General features: G+C 40.8%; 17 protein-coding genes and 1 tRNA gene. 14 read left to right on the top strand and 4 right to left on the bottom strand.

Features of this window, described 5'->3' with window-relative positions; translation table 11 throughout:
* Positions 1-325 precede the first annotated feature (325 nt).
* A complete protein-coding gene (typA, locus tag DW938_RS11300; protein ID WP_022287673.1) occupies positions 326-2,143 on the top strand; it encodes a translational GTPase TypA in 1,818 nt (605 codons plus the stop codon).
* A 60-nt stretch (positions 2,144-2,203) separates the two neighbouring features.
* Here typA and DW938_RS11295 read toward each other — a convergent pair whose 3' ends face one another.
* Both DW938_RS11295 and DW938_RS11290 read right to left on the bottom strand, forming a co-directional pair.
* Positions 2,204-2,827, bottom strand: a complete 624-nt coding sequence (locus DW938_RS11295; protein ID WP_022288383.1) for a response regulator transcription factor — start codon at positions 2,825-2,827, stop codon at positions 2,204-2,206.
* Position 2,828: 1 nt separating this feature from the next.
* The gene (locus DW938_RS11290; protein ID WP_242992515.1) at positions 2,829-3,914 is read right to left on the bottom strand and encodes a histidine kinase; all 1,086 of its coding nucleotides are present in this window, start codon (positions 3,912-3,914) and stop codon (positions 2,829-2,831) included.
* A 165-nt stretch (positions 3,915-4,079) separates the two neighbouring features.
* On the opposite strand from DW938_RS11290, the gene DW938_RS11285 reads away from it, so the two are divergent.
* The 6 genes from DW938_RS11285 (at position 4,080) to DW938_RS11260 (ending at position 9,950) form a co-directional block, all read left to right on the top strand.
* A complete protein-coding gene (locus DW938_RS11285; RefSeq protein ID WP_118124909.1) occupies positions 4,080-6,044 on the top strand; it encodes an NAD(+) synthase in 1,965 nt (654 codons plus the stop codon).
* A gap of 126 nt (positions 6,045-6,170) precedes the next feature.
* Positions 6,171-7,490, top strand: a complete 1,320-nt coding sequence (locus tag DW938_RS11280) for a glutamine synthetase family protein (RefSeq protein WP_117856709.1) — start codon at positions 6,171-6,173, stop codon at positions 7,488-7,490.
* Between the two features lie 33 nt (positions 7,491-7,523).
* Positions 7,524-8,096, top strand: coding sequence for an ANTAR domain-containing protein (locus DW938_RS11275; protein WP_022288387.1), 573 nt, complete (start codon positions 7,524-7,526; stop codon positions 8,094-8,096).
* A 100-nt stretch (positions 8,097-8,196) separates the two neighbouring features.
* A complete protein-coding gene (fba, locus tag DW938_RS11270; protein ID WP_038671333.1) occupies positions 8,197-9,060 on the top strand; it encodes a class II fructose-1,6-bisphosphate aldolase in 864 nt (287 codons plus the stop codon).
* Positions 9,061-9,191: 131 nt separating this feature from the next.
* Positions 9,192-9,722 carry a QueT transporter family protein gene (locus DW938_RS11265; protein WP_118124907.1) on the top strand — a complete coding sequence of 177 codons (531 nt, stop codon included), beginning with the start codon at positions 9,192-9,194 and terminating at the stop codon, positions 9,720-9,722.
* A 141-nt stretch (positions 9,723-9,863) separates the two neighbouring features.
* A tRNA-Leu gene (locus DW938_RS11260) sits at positions 9,864-9,950 on the top strand.
* Positions 9,951-10,145: 195 nt separating this feature from the next.
* Here the strand turns inward: DW938_RS11260 and DW938_RS11255 are convergent.
* Both DW938_RS11255 and DW938_RS11250 read right to left on the bottom strand, forming a co-directional pair.
* Positions 10,146-11,738: a recombinase family protein gene (locus DW938_RS11255; protein ID WP_118124905.1), complete on the bottom strand. Its 1,593-nt coding sequence runs from the start codon at positions 11,736-11,738 to the stop codon at positions 10,146-10,148.
* 108 nt (positions 11,739-11,846) lie between these two features.
* A complete protein-coding gene (locus tag DW938_RS11250; RefSeq protein ID WP_022286812.1) occupies positions 11,847-12,029 on the bottom strand; it encodes a hypothetical protein in 183 nt (60 codons plus the stop codon).
* 1,233 nt (positions 12,030-13,262) lie between these two features.
* On the opposite strand from DW938_RS11250, the gene DW938_RS11245 reads away from it, so the two are divergent.
* From DW938_RS11245 to DW938_RS11215, 7 genes are all read left to right on the top strand, one after another.
* Positions 13,263-13,790, top strand: a complete 528-nt coding sequence (locus tag DW938_RS11245) for a sigma-70 family RNA polymerase sigma factor (protein ID WP_118124903.1) — start codon at positions 13,263-13,265, stop codon at positions 13,788-13,790.
* On the top strand, positions 13,787-14,464 hold the full coding sequence (locus tag DW938_RS11240) for a DUF4367 domain-containing protein (protein ID WP_118124901.1): 678 nt from the start codon (positions 13,787-13,789) through the stop codon (positions 14,462-14,464). Before DW938_RS11245 ends, DW938_RS11240 begins: the two co-directional genes overlap by 4 nt.
* An 88-nt stretch (positions 14,465-14,552) precedes the next feature.
* The gene (locus DW938_RS11235) at positions 14,553-14,978 is read left to right on the top strand and encodes a hypothetical protein (RefSeq protein ID WP_118124899.1); all 426 of its coding nucleotides are present in this window, start codon (positions 14,553-14,555) and stop codon (positions 14,976-14,978) included.
* Positions 14,979-15,141: 163 nt separating this feature from the next.
* Positions 15,142-15,573 (top strand): hypothetical protein, encoded by a 432-nt coding sequence (locus tag DW938_RS11230; RefSeq protein ID WP_117898173.1) that lies wholly within the window; start codon positions 15,142-15,144, stop codon positions 15,571-15,573.
* Positions 15,574-15,593: 20 nt separating this feature from the next.
* The gene (locus tag DW938_RS11225; RefSeq protein WP_118124897.1) at positions 15,594-16,796 is read left to right on the top strand and encodes an ABC transporter permease; all 1,203 of its coding nucleotides are present in this window, start codon (positions 15,594-15,596) and stop codon (positions 16,794-16,796) included.
* 5 nt (positions 16,797-16,801) lie between these two features.
* Positions 16,802-18,010 carry a hypothetical protein gene (locus DW938_RS11220; RefSeq protein ID WP_118124895.1) on the top strand — a complete coding sequence of 403 codons (1,209 nt, stop codon included), beginning with the start codon at positions 16,802-16,804 and terminating at the stop codon, positions 18,008-18,010.
* Entirely contained in the window at positions 18,007-18,672 is a 666-nt protein-coding gene (locus DW938_RS11215) for an ABC transporter ATP-binding protein (protein WP_117856692.1), read from the top strand. Before DW938_RS11220 ends, DW938_RS11215 begins: the two co-directional genes overlap by 4 nt.
* Positions 18,673-19,133: the final 461 nt, after the last annotated feature.

Raw genomic sequence — 19,133 nt, 5'->3', positions numbered from 1 at the left:
TTGTCTATCTCTCTTTTCTTTTTTCTTAATTTTGTCCAATATCTATTGTAGCACTACAAGGCGTAACCTGTGAATGATACTTTTTTTCTTGACAAATCGGCAAAAATGTGCTATAATTCTCAATTAGGAAAGTTACCTTGCGGAAAATTTCGCAAGGTGCTTTTGTGTTTTATAGGCTTTTTGTGAAAAATTACGATTTTCTTTCCTTTGATGGGAGAAAATATATTTATAATTTTTATTGTTTATAATTTTTGCGAAATATATTAAGCAAATCGTTACAGAAAGCATTCGCTTTGCTGTGTCTTGATAAATCGGAGGAGTATGTATGATTAGAGAAGATTTAAGAAATGTTGCTATTATTGCCCACGTTGACCACGGTAAGACTACCCTTGTAGACCAGATGCTCAAGCAGAGCGGTACTTTCAGAGAAAATCAGGCTGTAGAAGAAAGAGTCATGGACTCAAACGATATCGAGCGTGAGAGAGGAATCACTATCCTTGCAAAGAATACTTCTATCAAGTATAAGGACGTTAAGATAAACGTTATCGACACCCCAGGCCATGCTGATTTCGGTGGTGAGGTAGAGCGTGTTCTTAAAATGGTAAACGGTGTTATACTGCTTGTGGACGCAGCCGAGGGTCCAATGCCACAGACAAGATTTGTGCTTCAGAAAGCACTTGAGCTTGGTCATAAAATAATCATCGTTATCAACAAGATAGACAGACCTGACGCTCGTCTTAACGAGGTAGGCGACGAAGTTCTCGAGCTTCTCATGGATCTTGATGCTACTGACGAGCAGCTTGACAGCCCTATCCTTTATTGCTCAGGCAGAGCAGGTACAGCTACTCATTCGCCAGATGAAGAGGGCAAGGATATGATACCTCTCTTTGACGAGATTCTCAGCTATATCCCTGCACCTGAGGTAGATACTGAGGGACCAATGCAGTATCTTGTTTCCGCTATCGACTACAACGAGTATGTAGGAAGAATAGCTATCGGCCGTATCGAGCGTGGCGAAATGAAAGTTAATCAGGACGTTACGATCGGCGATTATCATCAGACTAAGAAGGAATATCGTGGCAAGATCGTTACAATGTATCAGATAGAGGGACTTAACAGAGTTCCATGCCAGAGTGCAAAGGCTGGCGATATCGTTTGTATAAGCGGTATCGAGAACATCACTATCGGTGACACTATCTGCGACTTCGGCAACTTTGAGGCTGTACCTTTTGTAAAGATATCCGAGCCTACAGTTGAAATGACATTCTCTGTAAATAATTCACCATTCGCAGGCAGAGAGGGCAAGTTCGTAACGAGCCGTCACCTGAGAGACAGACTTTTCAAGGAGCTTCTTAAGGACGTTTCACTGAGAGTTTCTGAAACAGACAGCACAGACGCTTTCAAGGTCGCAGGCCGTGGCGAAATGCACCTTTCTATCCTTATCGAGAATATGCGTCGTGAGGGTTATGAGCTTGGCGTTTCAACACCGCACGTTCTGTTCAAGGAGATAGAGGGCAAGCTTTGCGAGCCTATCGAAAGACTTGTTATTGACGTTCCTGAGAACTGCGTAGGTTCTGTTATGGAGAAGATAGGTGCAAGAAAGGGCGAGCTTCAGGAAATGGCACCTGTTGGAAGCAGAATGAGACTTGAATTTCTTATCCCTGCAAGAGGACTTTTCGGATACAAGAGCGAGTTCCTTACAGACACAAAGGGTGAGGGTATCATGAGCTCTGTATTCCATGACTACGAGCCATACAAGGGAGAGATACCAAAGAGAGCAACAGGCTCACTTGTTGCGTTTGAAACAGGCGAGGCTGTAACATACGGTCTTTACAACGCACAGGAGAGAGGCGAGCTGTTCATCACAGCAGGCACACCTGTATATGAGGGAATGATAGTTGGCGCTTCACCAAAGCAGGAAGACCTTGTTGTAAATGTCTGCAAGAAGAAGCACCTTACAAACACCCGTGCAAGCGGTTCTGATGACGCACTCAGACTTGTTCCGCCAAGAAATCTCAGCCTTGAGGATTCACTTGAGTTTCTCGCTGATGATGAGCTTCTTGAAGTAACACCAAAGAGCATAAGAATAAGAAAGCGTATACTGAGCAACTCACAGAGAGCTAAGGAAAGAGCTAAAATGTAATAATAACAAAAAGAGGAGCGGTCATGCCGTCTCCTCTTTACTTTTTATGAAATTGTAGTGCTATTGTATGTTGGTGTAGTAGAAAATAGCAAGCTGTGTGCGGTCACGGAGGGAGAGCTTTTCCAGGATAGTGCTGATGTAATTTCGCACTGTGCCCTCACTGAGATAAAGCAGTGAGGCTATCTCCTTGTTGCTAAGTCCTTTTGCCACCTGTTCGATTATCTCCTGCTCTTTTTCGACTATGCCGTAGTGGTCAAAATCAAAACTGCTGTGATTGGTAAGAAGCTCAGGAAGCTTGCTTGCAACATCTGAGCCGAAAACTGTCTGCCCATTCATAACGGTTTCAAGGGCAGGGCATATGCTTTCAAAATCCTGCTTTAAAATATATCCCTTTGCTCCCATAAGCACAGCCTTTATAATGTATTCATCATCAGAAAATGTGGTAAGATAAAGTATCCTTGCGTCAGGGTACCCAGCAAGGATCTTTTCGCCGGCTTCAATGCCGCTCATGCCGTTCATGCGGATATCCATAAGCAGAACATCAGGCTTGAGAAGAGAATAAAGCTCTATGGCTTCCTCTCCACAGCTTCCCATGGCAAGAACTTTCACACTGCCTGTGCTTTCAAGAATGGTTTTCAGCGACACCGCCACAAGCTTGTCATCATCTATTATAACAATGTTCATGTCAAGACCTCCGTTCAGTCAGGTTTTGTTTCGGCACAGACAGAAAAATGCGGAATCCCTTGCTGCCCGATGTGATGTTTATGTTTCCGTTTAAAGAAGCCGCACGCTCACGCATATTGGCAAGCCCCATTCCGCTTTCGTCTATCTTTTCGGGACAGCTTCCGTTGTCTGCGATGCTAAGCTGATAAAGAGCAGGGTGTTCACGAATGATTATTTTTATGCTGTCGCCGTCGCTGTGCTTTGCAGTATTGGAAAGTGCTTCTTTTATAACGCCAATAAAGCAAAGCTTCACATCTCGTGACATTCTTTCGGAAAAGTCATAATCACAGCTTACTGCAAATCTGTCTTTCAGAGGTCTTATGCAGTCTTCAACAGCAGGCTTTAGTGCGATAGAATCGTCATGAAGATCATGAACGCTGCTTCGTATGCTCGTCATGGCGGTGTTCAGCGTGCCGCTCAGGTCGTTGATGGCTTCACCGACAGTTTCATCTTTGTTTATGACCGAAAGCGCACCAAGCTGTAAAATAGACCTTGTGAGCATATGTCCCACGTTATCGTGTATCTCCCTTGCAATGCGGTTACGCTCCTTCAGCGTTGCAAGATATATCTCGTAGTCTTGATTTCTCTGCATGGCTTTGTTTTTTTCTACAAGCTGGGTGGTAAGTTCTTTTGAATTGTCACGGGTATTTATGAGCAGCTTTGTCAGCTTTTCGTTCAGAATGCTGCGGCTTGAAATTGTGAAGCTTACCAAAAAAAGAGCGACAAGCGGGAAGATGTCTTTTCCCAGAGTGAATATATTTGCAAGTACGCCTATGAATGTTAAAACCATAGCAGGGTAAAATTTTGTACAGAAAGCATCATAAAGCACCAAAGGGGCGAGTATCAAAGCTTCTTTGCTGAAAATGCAAAGTGAGCTGTACGCAATAACTGAAAGGTATGCAACGGCAGAGCTTGGTTTTATTTGAAAGATAGCGGAGCATATGACAGCCAATAGTAATGTGGTGATGTTTGACGGATCTGTTCCCTCTGCAAGCATGAATGCACAGCAACTAAGGCCTAAAAGAAACTTATCCCACAGCTTGTTCATATGGCGTTCCCCCCTTGATGTGATATCTCAATTTTAACACATTAGTGGCTGATTGTCTAGTATCGTTCTAAAATAGTTTTGCTATACTGTAAAAATCATTGACTTATAACTATAAAAAATGGTATAATGATAACAATGATAATTTCTTGTAAGGAGCTTATTTTTATGAAAGACGGTTTTATAAAGGTCGCCGCCTGCACCCCTGAGATACAGGTGGCAGACGTTGACTTCAATGTGGATAAAATAATCAGTCAGCTTGAAAAGTGCAGGGAAGAGGGCGTAAAGGTCGCTGTGTTCCCTGAGCTTTGTATAACAGGCTATACCTGTCAGGACTTGTTCTTTCAGAACGCTTTACTTGACAAGGCAATGGAGGGTGTTGTAAAGATAGCAAAGACTACCGCTGACAGCGATATGCTTGTGGCTGTGGGCGTGCCTGTGAGAGCAAACGGCAAGCTTTATAACTGTGCGGCTGTTATACAGGACGGCGAGGTGCGTGCCTTTGTACCTAAAACGCATCTGCCGAACTATAACGAATTTTATGAGGCAAGACATTTTGCACCATACAGAGGCGAATGTGCTGCCATTGATCTGAGAGAGTACGGACAGCTTGAATTTATACCGCCTATGGAACAGACCGTTTTCGTATGTGAAGAGATACCTGAGCTTGTGGTGGGCTTCGAACTTTGCGAGGACTTGTGGGTGGCTGACCCTGTTTCAAATTATCTTGCTAAGGCTGGGGCTACCCTTATATGCAATCTGTCTGCAAGCGATGAAGTTATCGGTAAAGACTCATATCGCAGACAGCTTGTTTCAAACCAATCTGCAAGGCTTGTGGCAGGATATATATACTGCTCAGCAGGTGACGGTGAGTCAACGCAGGATATGGTCTTTTCAGGTCACAATATCATTGCGGAAAACGGCTCTATACTTGCAGAGAGCAGGCTTTTTGAAAACGGCATTACCATATCGGAAATAGACTTTAAAAAGCTTGCCTTTGAACGCAGAAAAATTTCCACCTATCCTGCAAGTGCTGAGTGGGACTATTCTTCCGAAGACAGCGGTTTCTTGAATATGGAAAACATTTCTCGTGAGAGATTCAGCCTTGAAATGGGCGAAACAGCTTTGACAAGAAAGTTTGCCAAAACGCCTTTTATCCCGTCAAATCAGGCTGAGAGAGATGAGCGCTGCCACCTTATTTTGCAAATGCAGTCCCATGGACTTATGAAGCGTATCGCGCACACACATTCCAAAACTGTGGTCATTGGCATTTCAGGGGGACTTGATTCTACGCTTGCACTGCTTGTGTGTGTAATGGCAATGGACTTGCTGAAACGTCCTCATACTGATATCGTTGCGGTGACGATGCCATGCTTTGGCACAACAAAGCGCACACGCTCCAATGCGGAGATACTTTGCGAAGCTTTGGGGGTAACGTTCAGAGAGGTGGATATCTCAAAAGCAGTTTTACAGCACTTTGAAGATATCGGTCACGATTATAACGATCACAGCGTTGTGTTCGAGAATGGTCAGGCGAGAGAGCGCACAAAGGTGCTTATGAATATCGCAAATCAGGTGAGTGGAATGGTGGTCGGCACAGGCGACCTCAGCGAGCTTGCTCTCGGCTGGGCGACCTACAACGGCGACCATATGTCCATGTACGGTGTGAACGCTTCTATCCCTAAGACCCTGGTAAGGCATATCGTTCAGTATTACGGCGATACCTGTACTTCTGATACATTGAGAGATGTACTGTACGATATTTTGGACACTCCTGTTTCTCCTGAGCTTCTTCCTACCGACGAGAGTGGCACTGAGATGACACAGAAAACAGAAGACCTTGTCGGTCCATATGAGCTTCATGACTTCTTCCTTTACTATGGCATACGCTGGGGCTTTGAGCCGTCAAAGGTGAAAAGGCTTGCGAAATATGCCTTTGAGGGGGATTATCCTGACGAGGTCATAGACAAGTGGCTCAAAACATTCTATCGCAGATTTTTCTCACAGCAGTTCAAACGTTCCTGCCTGCCTGACGGCGCAAAGATCGGTTCTGTTACCCTGTCACCGAGAGGGGATTGGAGAATGCCGTCTGACGCTGTGGCTAAGCTTTGGCTGGAGGATATCGACAAATAACGCAAGGTAAAAATAAAGTAACAAAATCTTTATAACTGCTCGGTTTTACAGAATTGGCTGTTCAGATATAATTATAAGTAAGGAACGGAAAACTTTTCTGAACAGTATCATTACGGAGGATTTATTATGAAATACACAGAGAAAGAGGTTTTGCAGTTCGTTGAAGAAAACGACGTAAAGTTCGTAAAGCTCATGTTCTGCGATATATTCGGTTCGCTAAAGACTATCTCTGTTATAGCAGGCGAGTTGCCGAAAATATTCAGAGAGGGACTTATCTTTGACGCTTCAAAGCTCGGTGGCTTTTTGAATGTGACTGCTTCAGACCTTAGACTTTTCCCTGACCCTGATACGCTGGCACTTCTTCCATGGCGACCGCAGCACGGCAGGGTAGTAAGATTTTTCTGCCACCTGAAATATCCTGACGGAACGGCTTTCGAGGGCGACGGCAGGTTTTTTCTCAAAACTGCTATCGCATATGCGAAGGGTAAGGGATATAACTTCCAGATAGGTACTTCATGTGAGTTTTACTGCTTTGAAAAGGACGATACTGATATGCCTACAAAGCGTCCTCACGATTATGCAGGCTATTGTGACGCTGCGCCTGTTGACAGGGGAGAAAACCTCAGACGTGACATCTGCCTGACACTTGAGCAAATGGATATTTTCCCAGAAAGCTCAAGACACGAAACCGGTCCGGGTCAGAACGAGATAGATTTTCAGTATTCAAACGCACTGAAAGCCGCCGATAATCTTGTGACGTTCAAGAACGTTGTAAAATCTGTGGCTGACAGAAATGGGCTTTACGCAACTTTCATGCCAAAGCCTATCGTTGACAACTGCGGATCTGGTCTGCATATAATGCTCATGTGCATGAAAGGCACGGAAAATGTTTTCAAACCTCAGCTTGGCGGACTTTCCAAAGAGGCTGAGCGCATGATAGCAGGAATACTGAAAAACGTTGGCGACATGACGCTGTTTCTAAACACCACTACAAATTCATACAAACGTTTTGGCAGTCTGCTTGCACCTAAGTACATTTCATGGTCACATGAAAATTATGCACAGCTTCTTCGTGCACCGCTTGCTGATACAGATGAGAATGGTATAATACTCCGTTCAGCAGACAACACCTGTAATCCTTACTTTGCTATGGGTCTGCTTATTTATGCCTGCATAGACGGCGTTATAAATAAGGAAGAACTTCCAAAACCTTTTAATTTCAATATAGGCTCGGCAGATGAAAGCGAGCTTGCAAAGCTTGAAACACTTCCGCAGTCTTTGAAAGAGGCAGTGGAACGTGCTGAAAAGAGCGAGTTTCTTGCGGATAGGCTTCCTGAGCATATGTTGGAGCGTTTTATCGCAATAGAAAAGGAGCTTATCATAGAATATGAGAGAGCTGCCGATAAGGAGCAGTTTGAAACAGCCAGATATTTTTATCATCTGTAATGTCAGAGAAAGCTAAAAAAAGGAGGTGGGGAAATGGACAGGATACTTGTGGCTTCAAGCAATGACAAGGCAACAGCTATGCTTGTGAGCCTGTTAAAAGAAACCTTTCCCACCTGCAAGACTTCTATAGCCGCAACGGGTCTTGAAACAAGGCGTGCGGTAGGGTCAGGCAGTTATGACTGTGTCGTGATAAACTGTCCATTGTCAGACGAATATGGCAACGAGCTTGCGGAGATAGTCTGCACCTCAACTGACGCAAGCTGTGTGGCTATCGCAAAGTCGGAAAATGCGGATATCCTTGCTGATAAACTGGAAGATTTCGGCGTAATGGTGATACCAAAGCCACTAGGCAGACAGTATTTTTACCGTTCAATGAAATTTGTCAGTGCCGCAAGAAAAAGAATGCTGGGAATAAGGTCTGAGAACCTGAAACTGCACAAAAAGCTTGAAGAGATAAGAACGATAAACAGAGCAAAGTGCTCACTTATGCAGTATCTTGGCTTTACAGAACAGCAGGCTCATAAATATCTTGAAAAGCAGGCTATGGATAAGAGATGCACAAAGATCGAGGTGGCTCAGAAGGTCATCGAGATGTACGAGGTTTAAATGTTACATAATTGTTAAATTAATGTCACGCTATTGCAATTGTCGGAGTAATGTTGTATAATAATAAAGGAAAATTTAAAATAACGGAGGTCGTTAAAAAATGTTAGTTTCAGCTAAGGAAATGATGACAAAGGCACTTGCAGGCAAGTATGCTGTAGGTCAGTTCAATATTAACAACCTTGAGTGGACAAAGGCTATCCTTCTCACTGCTCAGGAACTGCAGTCACCTGTAATTCTTGGTGTGTCTGAGGGCGCAGGCAAGTACATGACAGGCTTTAAGACAGTTGCCGCTATGGTAAAGGCAATGGACGAAGAGCTCGGTATCACAGTACCAGTAGCACTTCACCTTGACCACGGAACATATGAGGGCTGCTACAAGTGCGTAAAGGCTGGCTTCTCATCTATCATGTTCGACGGTTCACATTATCCATTTGATGAGAACCTTGCTAAGTCAACTGAACTCGTTCACGTTGCAGATCAGCTTGGTCTTTCAATTGAGTGTGAAGTTGGTTCTATCGGCGGCGAAGAGGACGGCGTTGTAGGTATGGGTGAGTGCGCAGATCCGGACGAGTGCAAGACAATCGCTGATCTCGGCGTTACAATGCTCGCAGCTGGTATCGGTAACATTCACGGTAAGTATCCAGCAAACTGGCCAGGTCTTTCATTCGAGACACTTGCTGCTATCAAGGAAAAGGTTGGCGATATGCCACTGGTACTTCACGGCGGTACAGGTATTCCTGATGACATGATCAAGAAGGCAATCTCACTTGGCGTTGCAAAGATCAACGTAAACACAGAGTGCCAGCTTTCATTCCAGGAGGCTACAAGAAAGTACATTGAAGAGGGCAAGGATCTTCAGGGCAAGGGCTTTGACCCAAGAAAACTTCTCAACCCTGGCTTCGAGGCTATCAAGGCTAAGGTTAAGGAGAAGATGGAACTCTTCGGTTCTGTTGGCAAGGCTTAATCAATAGCTAAATTAACGTAAATAAACGGGCTGTCGTTTCGGCGGCAGCCTTTTTATGTTATTTTATTTTCCAATTAAATAGAGTGTAACCTAGATCAACCACTCACAAATAAAAACAAGGAGATTTTTTTATGGAAATTTTCAGTGCACGTCGTTTAACAAACATGGGACTTATTGCAGCGATATATGTTGTGGCTACGATGCTTTGCAGCTCGCTTGCATACGGACAGGTACAGTTCCGCATATCTGAGGTTTTGATGCTACTTTGTTATTTCAACAAGGATTACATCATTTCGCTTTCTATAGGTTGTTTGATAGTCAATCTATTCAGTACGCTCGGAATGGTGGACGTAGTATTTGGAACGCTTGCTACAGTTGTGGCAGCGGTTCTTATCTATCTGCTGAGAAACAAGGTAAATCTTGTAGTTGCGTCGCTTTTCCCGGTGATATCAAATGCGGTGATAGTTGGCTTTGAGCTGACGTATGTCTTCAAGACGCCGTTTCTTGTGAACATGGGCTGGGTAGCCTTAGGCGAATTTGTATGCGTAACGATAGTTGGTGTAATACTTATCAAGGCGCTTATGAAGAACAAGTATTTCAGCAAGCTTGTGACTTTCGGCATGAGTGATCAGGCTCTTAGTGAGCAGTTTAAAAACGGGTGATGATTCCGATATAAAAATCAGCCTGACTTTTTAGTCAGGCTTTATTTTTTGGCGTTTTTATCGAAAAAACTGCGAAAAAGTATTGACAAAGTACGTGTAATATGATATAATAAATACGTTGCATTGAGCAACGTTAAATATGCGGATGTGGCGGAATTGGCAGACGCGCTAGCTTCAGGTGCTAGTGATCGCAAGGTCATGTGGGTTCAAGTCCCGTCATCCGCACCACGAAAAGCTCGATTTTATCGGGCTTTTTTCTTTTGCTCCAGTAAAAATAAATGGGCAGACACGCTGGCTCTAAGAACAATTTTTAATTGATATTATGCTAAAACGCACTACCATAGCTAATGCGTCTGTCGGTTAATATATTCATATATGTAACGAACAAATCCGCAGGCGATACTGCGGATTTCGTTTTAATTTCTATGCACTTTCTAATTCTTCTGTTGGCTCAATAAACACGCTGACAGTTCCATTAAACTCTCCGTTCATCTCGAATCTGATATCAAGACTTTTATCTTCATTTTGATGAATGAAAATTCGCTTGACTAACATTCTTAGATTGATATCCGAAATCGTACCCTCGGACAGGATTTCATCAAGTATCTGTGTTGTGTTTTTAAGCTGTTCTTTTCTCTGTTTGCAGATTTTGTCATATTCCCTCAAGTCGGTTATCCGTTTTTCAATAGCGGATATTTCTTCTTCACGCTTAGTAATCATATTGTTGTAAACTTGTGCGTGTTCTCTGTCGCCGATTCGCTCTATAATCAAATCTTCGATCTGCTGTCGGAGTGATAATATCTTATCGTTGAGCTGCTGTATCTGACGTTCATACAGCGGCTTTTTCTTTACCCAATCCTTGACAATCTTGTTGTAGCGTTCGCTTTCGGCAAGTATCGTTTCACGAAGTCCTCGGACTTCATCTTCGATCAAAGCGTCAAGCTGATTTTCACGGACTGTGTGCGGAGTACAGTATTGCTTGCCGTAGCGGTGTGCGCTGTTGCAAGTGTATTCAACGTACTCTTTGCCTTTCCATTTTCTTGTGCGAGCTACAAAGCAAGCCCCGCAGTCGGAGCATTTTATTAATCCGGAATAGCGATGAAGATTCCTGCCATTTTGCGAACGTGGATTAATCTGTGAACGCTGTTCCAGTAAAAACTGTGCCTGTTTCCAAGTTGTTTCATCAATTATTGGTTCGCAGAAATTCTCATGGCGATACTGTTCTTCGGGCGGAATGAAAGTTTTGGTTTTGTATATTTTTGAAGTTACTGTCTTATGATTAACCATTGTGCCAATGTATAATTCATTTGTGAGAATGCGTTTGACTGCTGTTTGTACCCACGAGTATTTTTTAGAGATGTCGGGTTTCCAATCTGCTAGCTTTCTGCGCTGATAGTATTCTGGTGATTTTATTCCACGTTCGTTCATCTTCTTTGCGATTGTGGTCAAGCCGTAGCCGTCAACGTATAGCTTGAATACTTCCTGCACTATCCAAGCTGTTTCATCGTCTACCAAAACAGTATTTGTGTTTCGGTCACGCTTGTAACCGAGGGGTAAGGACTCTATCAGACCTTTTCCTTTCTGCTTTTGACGTACACCTGCTTTTACTTTTTTGCTGATGTCCTTAGCATAAAAATCGTTGAAGATCTGCTTGAATCCAATCATCAAATCGTCATTCTCGTTACTGGAATCAATGCCCTCAGTCACAGAATAGACCTTGACATTGTTCTGTCGCAAGTGATCTATGAACAGTTCCGTTTGAGTACGGTGTCTGCCAAGTCTTGATAGATCCTTGACCAGAACTACATCAATTTTACCTTCGTCAACAGCAATTTCAAGTTCTCCTAAGCCTTTTCTGTTAAACGTCATTCCTGAAACATTGTCATCAAAGCTCTCTCCGACGATTTCGTAACCATTCTGCTCAGCGTAATCAACTAAAATCTGTCGTTGATTTTGCAGACTGTTCATTTCCTCATCTTCGTCACGAGATAATCTGTAGTATAGCCACGCTCTCATTTTATCGACCTCCTTTAAATTCGGCAGGCACGCTATGGTGTGTCTGCGTTACCTATCTGAACTTCGTTCAGATTGACACTACCACAAGCCGACCTGAAAGTCCAGCGATTACGCTGTTTTATCAACAAGTTCTACCTTTTCAATAAAATCGGAGTCGGAGCATTTGGACATACTATCTGAATTCAAATAGTCGTTAATCATGGACTCCATGAAGGTATCAAATGTCTTTCCGTCGCCATTATAGATAACAGTGACTGAATTGATTTTCGGGATTTCTCTTTGTCTTGGCATATTTTTATCGCCCTCCTTACTGTCTTTTCAGTTTCTTTTTCTCTGATTTTTAAACTGATCATTTTTAATCATTCCTTTCTTAAAATTTCGTTTGACATCATCAACAACGCCCGCAATTATGCCGATTTCACGCAGTTTTTTGCACTTACGACCCCTCAATCATTCAAAGCTCAAATTTATGACCCCATAAAAATTATGCACAATCATTTTGCTGAAACTGCGTATTTTCGGCACTTTTGCGGCGAGCTTTGCTCGTCCGCTGTGAACGTTTAGGGGGCTGTGACCCCGAAACTTTAACTTGCAATGAAATATTTAACTTTGCTTTAACTGCTGCATATCCGGTATTTGTGCAGATTGACAACTGCCTTTTTATTATCAGAATTAAAATCTCTCCCACATATCGCCCACAGCGGCTCACAAATTGCTTGTGTTGGCTTTTGAAATGCTTTTGCTAAACTTACCCGACAGAAAAATCAAGCCCTCAAATTGGCTTACGTTGCGTTGACAGTAACCTTGAAATGTTGACAGTAAAACTTTGATTTATTTTTTACTGTCACACCTCGCAAAGCAAGGAATTTCAAGGCTTTTCACTATTTTGAAGTCAGCCTGTTGACAGTAACTCCGCTACCATTTTTACTGTCACTACTGTCACGGTCATTATTTTATCTGTCTTTCCACTTTGTTGGTAATATACATTTTTTCTTTTGCTATATTAATATTACTTAGTATGTTATATTAAAGGTATGTCTGTGTGACACGGAGACTATCGCAAATCACTTCAATTGATCTCTTATTATTACTGGCAACAAATTTGAAAAAGTACAGGATTTTTTTATTTGGGTTTTATAAATTTTGTATGGTTGCACAAAATTGAAATTGATAATTTGTCGAGTTTTCCTATACTTGTATAGGGGAAGTAACTGATGACTTAACAACCTTATTTGAAAAAATTTTCTCAAGTCTGTATGATTACACAATAGTCAGAACTTTTATGACTTTTAGCTTTAGCATTTACACAAAGTTATGAGGTGGTAAAACGCCACCTCATGATTTTTATTTATGCGATAAGAATATATTTCCTTGTCTAAAATCCACTTGTCTGAGTTTTTGCGCATATTAAGATAAGGGTACAATCGTTAATATGATGATAACTATGTTGAAAATTGAATCTAAATGTGATATACTTAATTTTGAAATAATAAATCTTTTGACTTATTGATAGGAAGTGACAAAATGTTGCCGATTTATATGGTATTAGTTGATGATGACGATGTATCAGATTTTGAGGTACTGTATAGAGATTGTAGGAATAAAGCGTACATAATTGCTTATAAGATACTAAAAAACGAAAGTCTTGCGGAAGAATGTGTTTCAGAAGTCTTTTTTTCTGTTGCGAAGAATTTCAAAAAAGTTAACAATTTAGTTTCTTACGAACAGCATAAATATATTGTTATTAGTGTTAGGAACAGAGCTTTTAACATTCTTGCAAAAGAAGAAAAAAATACATTGAATTTGCCATACGAAGATGATATTTATTTTAACGACGATAAATATTCGGAATTTGATAAGGAAAAATGGTCTGATTTCATAAGGAAATTAAATAAAACTGATAGAGATATACTCTATCTTGTATGCGTCCAGGGAATGGACTATAAAGAAATTGCAGATTCGTTTGGTATCAGTTATGCAGCAGCCAAGCAGCGATATTGGACTGCTAAAAATAATCTTAAAAGAATAATTTTAAAGGAGGGAGAAATATGAACGAAAACACATTGTTTATACAAGCTTTAAAAGATGTAATTGATGAAGATTATAATGCCGATATGGAAGCAATCTCATTAAATGATGAACACGAATTTAGTGACAAGCATAATAAGAAAATGAAGAAGCTTATTATTCGGCAGAGCAGGCCATATTTTAAGCTTATAAGTACGGCGGGCCGAAGAGCTGCGTGTGTTATTGTTGCAACGGTCGTACTTTCTGCCTCTGCGTTAAGTGTCGATGCGGTTCGTGGTGCAGTATATGATTTTGTAATGGAGAATTTTGCAGATCATAGCGTCATAGCAACCGAAAGTGGTACGGACGATGGTTATCCAACTTCCATTGAAGAGAAATATTATATTTCAAAGTTGCCCGCCGGGTTTGAACAGACTCAATATATTGAAACAGATGATAGCGTTTCTATTTTGTATTCCAACGGCAAAAAAAGTATTTTCTTTGACCAGAATGTCAAACGAAATCATAAGGAATATATTGATAATGAGCGAACGAGTTTTACGAAGATCGAGATCGATGGTCAGGAATATTTGCTTTTTGAATCTGATACCGATGTAACGTGCATTTGGGATAATGGCAGGTATATATTAGGAATATTCAGCGATCTCGACAAAGAAACTGTTATAGATTTATGCAAGTCTACAAAGTTACAAAAATAGTCTTACTAATTTGTTTTTTTATTGTTATATAGGGTAGAGAGATCAATTTGATCTTTCTACTCTATTTTTTATGAAAGGAGAATAATAGATGAAAAAGTTATTAGCGTTACTTGTTTCTTCCGTTATGGTGTGTGGAGGCGGCATATCTGTTTGCGCTGAACCTCAGTTAAGTACTCCTGTCGAAGGTGAATTTACGGAATACTATAAATACGCTTCTAAAGTTTATAACAGTATGACTATTTCAAATAAGACTGCTTCGTGCAGAAGTACAATACTAGGCTCTTCAGATAATATAACTAAGGTGGTGGTTTCACATACACTAGAAAAGCAGAGCGGAAAATGGTGGATAGATGTTACAAGCTGGACTAAAACATTCAACACAAATACAACGGTATATTTAACGTCAAAATCATCATTAAGCAGCGGTACATACCGCCTTAAAACAGTCGCAAAGGTCTATAACGGTTCTGATTATGAGACCATTACGATTTATAGTAGCACAGTGTCATGCTGAAAATACAATATAAGAAGAAAGGCTCGGTGATTCCAATGCAGAACTAAAATATTTAACAATATTGCACGATTCAATTTGTGCAGGCTTACGAAACTGTTTGAATACAAAGGATTTGCATTGATATTTTTTGGTATTAATGCTATAATTTAAAGGAGAAATTTTTATGAATATGAAAAAAACTATTACAATTGGTATAGCTTCTATTATTGCCTTCAGCACGATAGCGACGACTGCAATGGTATCAGTAGGGGCATTTGATCAAACGTATGAATCAAATTATAATTATACATACAATGGTAATTCATATGCAAAAATGGATTACTATGAAGCTGGCAATTTTGTTCAGACAAGGGCTACAAATAAACAATCTCTGACAGAATATACCAAGATTAGCGTTGATGTGTATCATTCTAACGGCTTATATTTGGATGGAGCATCTGAATATAAAACACTCAGTACAAAAGGATCGATCGGCATCAAGGGTTGTTCAAATTACAGAAGCTCAGGCGGAAACAATTATAAACATACTGTAATTGTGTATCGTGATTCCTCACGTACAAATAAAGTTGCCACAATCAGCAAAAACGTAGGATAAATCATGAAAGGTCGGGGCATATGTTTTTTATTCTTAAAAACATTGCACAGTTTATCAGACACAGCAAGGTTATCTTTGCTGTGTTTGTGGTCTGTGAGATCACAAGCTTGATGCTTATTATTTTTTCATTTGGGATATATCAGAATTATTCACAGCAGATAAAGGACATTGCTTCAGATGAGCCTATTGATGAAGAAAAGAATTGGATTAGCTTTGATTTTGAAAGCGACATTGATGAGGAAAATCCAATTTCAAATGAATCGGTTTTGACTTTTCTTAACGAGATGGGGTCAGCGCTTGGGAATAAAATAGGGTACATAGATTTTGACTGCGGCGGATATTACGTCTGCCTGTCATATAATGACGGCTGGGAAATGTATGATATTAAAAAAAATCTGAAAACTAACGGAAGGTGGTACAGCGGTAGCTCTTTCAGTAAAACAGATTATGACAAAGCTGCTAAGGTATGTATAGCCCCGATCGAATGTTACAAAGAGATAGACAGCGAGATCGGATATGACGACGACCTTTCTCCTGAAGATTACAGCTATCAGGCATATGATAAAGACGGCAAAATATTTGTCGATCTTCCTGAAGGAACCTTTGAAGTGATCGGATTCACCAAAACCTGGGGAGACAGATATTTTATACCGTATACGGTTTTTTCATCAGATGCCGAAGTTACGACTTTTCCGCAGGTGAAAATACAACAGATTCTGTATCAGAATGAATATAACAGCGCTGTTAACATTTTCAAAAAGTGCTTTGGTGACAGAATAAGCGATGAGGAAATTTCGGATATGCCGGTTTATGATGCCGAGGTGCTGAAAACCTTTCAGACAAAAATGACGATCTGCGTTGTTATTGCGATCATATCTTCTGTCAATATCACGGCATTGTTTAAATATGTGATTGATCTTAGACGAAAGACTATGGCTATATTCAGGATCAATGGGTGTTCTAAAAACAGGCTCAAAGGAATCATGGTCAGCGAGATGATGATATATAGTGCGATCAATATTCTGCTATGTATATCTTGTTTTAATTTTCTTATACTTCCCGGACTAGCCGGTATTTTGCCGTATGTCACTCTTGCATATTCAGTGAAAAACTATATTTTACTTGCAGCAATCTACATAGCTGTGACCTTCGTTTCTCAAAACATAATGATTTATTTCAGCATTTCGCGTTCGCCAGTGCAAATGCTGAAATCACGGAGGTGAAAACGGTGCGCGCATCATATATCAGATATGGTATCAAGGAATTTGAACGTAATATATTTTTTAATATTTTTATAATCCTACAAATTTCCGCAGCTTTGATACTGATAGTTTACTGTGTGTCCTCAATAAACTATATCTCAAAGTTTTATTCACCGATAAAGGAACATATAGACGGAGAAGGAATTTGCAGTATCGACATACTGAATTATCCTCTGCTTGAAGAGATAAGCGGTTTTGAATATGTTGACGAGGTTTACTCCTTCAATTCAGTTGGCGGACTTTATAACAATAGCAATGCCTTTTATAAAAATGACATCAGGTACGTTTATATCAACAGCTATGATGACAAATTCATCAATGATTACATACCAATCCTTGAAAAGGGTAAATGGTTAAGCGAATGTGACAGCGAAGACGGCATAATTAACGCAGTAATATCCTATAGTGATGAATATGAGGTCGGCGATGTGATAACTGTGGTTTTCGATCCGCAGTCAGATTGTGAGAAGGAATTAAATTTTAAAATAGTAGGAATGCTTTGCGATGGAGCTAAAGTTTTTAACGCCTATACATTGATGTCCGAAGTTTCAGACGCTTCATCTTTGTATCCAAATTATTATAGTGCGCAGCATAAAAATGAAATTCTCCTGCTTACTGAAAAAAATCAAAAGCTAGGCGGTTGTCCCGGAATGTCGCTTATTAAATTCAAAGAGGGTCGTAGCGATGAGGAATATGAAAATTTCACCACTCAGTTAGGCGCTGATTTTGATATAAAAGGGATAAAATTATCAAAAATAAACGAGACAAGCTTAAAACAGATAAACGAGCAAAGGGTGATGATATTACCGCTTATAATCGGCATAAGCATACTCATTTTTACAAGCATTTTGAGTATGAGTGCTATAAGTACAAACAGGCAGCTGAAAAATTACGGCATATACAGCATTTCCGGCGGAACAAGGGCAGGCTGTGTTTTAATACAGATGTGTAATGTATTATGCTGCTGTATCTTCTCATGTTTTCTTGCTTATTTGTTTTTCAATATTTTAAAGATCAGTGGAAAGCTTAACGGATCAATTGTTGCTTTTGGTACAAATGAGTTTTGTTCATGTGCAGCATGGCTGATAATTACAATTATAGTTTCATCGATTATGCCTATATTAATAATCGGGAAAAAGAAGATAAAAGATATGTTGCGGGAGATGGAATTATGATTAAGCTTAACAACATAACAAAGATATATAACCCTAAAAAGTCCAACGAGTTTGAAGCTCTGCACGGCGTTTCCTGCGAGATTCAGGACGGTGAAATGGCAGCAATAATCGGCAAATCCGGTGCTGGAAAGTCAACGCTTTTGCATATCCTTGCCTGTATTGACGACTATCAGGACGGCGAGTATACCCTTGACGGGGAGCTTGTCAAGAATCTTTCCGAGCGGCAGTATGCAAAAATACGAAACGAGAAAATCGGTATGGTAATGCAGGATTTTTCTCTTGTCGAGGATTTTACTGCACTGGAAAACGTGATGATACCGCTGAATTTTGCAAAACCAAAAATCAAGAATAAAAAGGAAAAAGCGCTTGCCGCACTTGAATCTGTCGGAATTGAGGAACTTGCGAAAAAGCCTTGTAATAAACTTTCCGGCGGTCAGAAACAGCGTGTGGCGATTGCGCGTGCTATTGTAAACGAGCCGAGCGTGATACTTGCTGACGAGCCGACTGGGGCTTTGGATACAAAGACTTCTGCCGAGATAATGGAGCTTTTCAAGTCGCTCAATCACGAGGGAAAAACGATAATAATCGTAACCCATGATATGAACATTGCGGAGCAGTGCGATAGGGTTATTGAGATTTCGGATGGGCATGTTGTGAAATGAATTTTCAAAACGTGAAATGCCATTTTAATTTATATTTGCACAAATACGTCATAGACCCTATGAAAAACAGTCGTAAGCACCCGCTTGTGACTGTTTTCAAAAGTGGAATTTTCTGATTTTAACGAAAATAAAGAGTTAGTAGATATAACTTAGATTTAAAAGTATTCTTCCACTAACGTTACCCCACCCTCAGGTGCTAGTGATCGCAAGGTCATGTGGGTTCAAGTCCCGTCATCCGCACCATAACAGGACACCAATTTTGATACAATGCGTATCTTGATTGGTGTCCGTTTTCTTTATCCGAAAGTCCTTGTTTAATGGGATTTGTCAACACAATTTAACGAAAGCAGGCAATAAAGCTCGCAAAGGAGATTGGCACCAAGGCAGCAGATGAGCTGCACACCCCCAAAGGGACGCTGGGGACGTGGGTGCAAAAGGCACGGATCGGAGAAATAGACACC

Source organism: Ruminococcus sp. AM43-6 (assembly GCF_003461785.1).
Classification (GTDB): Bacteria; Bacillota; Clostridia; order Oscillospirales; family Ruminococcaceae; genus Hominimerdicola; species Hominimerdicola aceti.
Note: the sequence above shows the minus strand (reverse complement) of the source record. Positions and strands in the feature narration are given on the sequence as shown.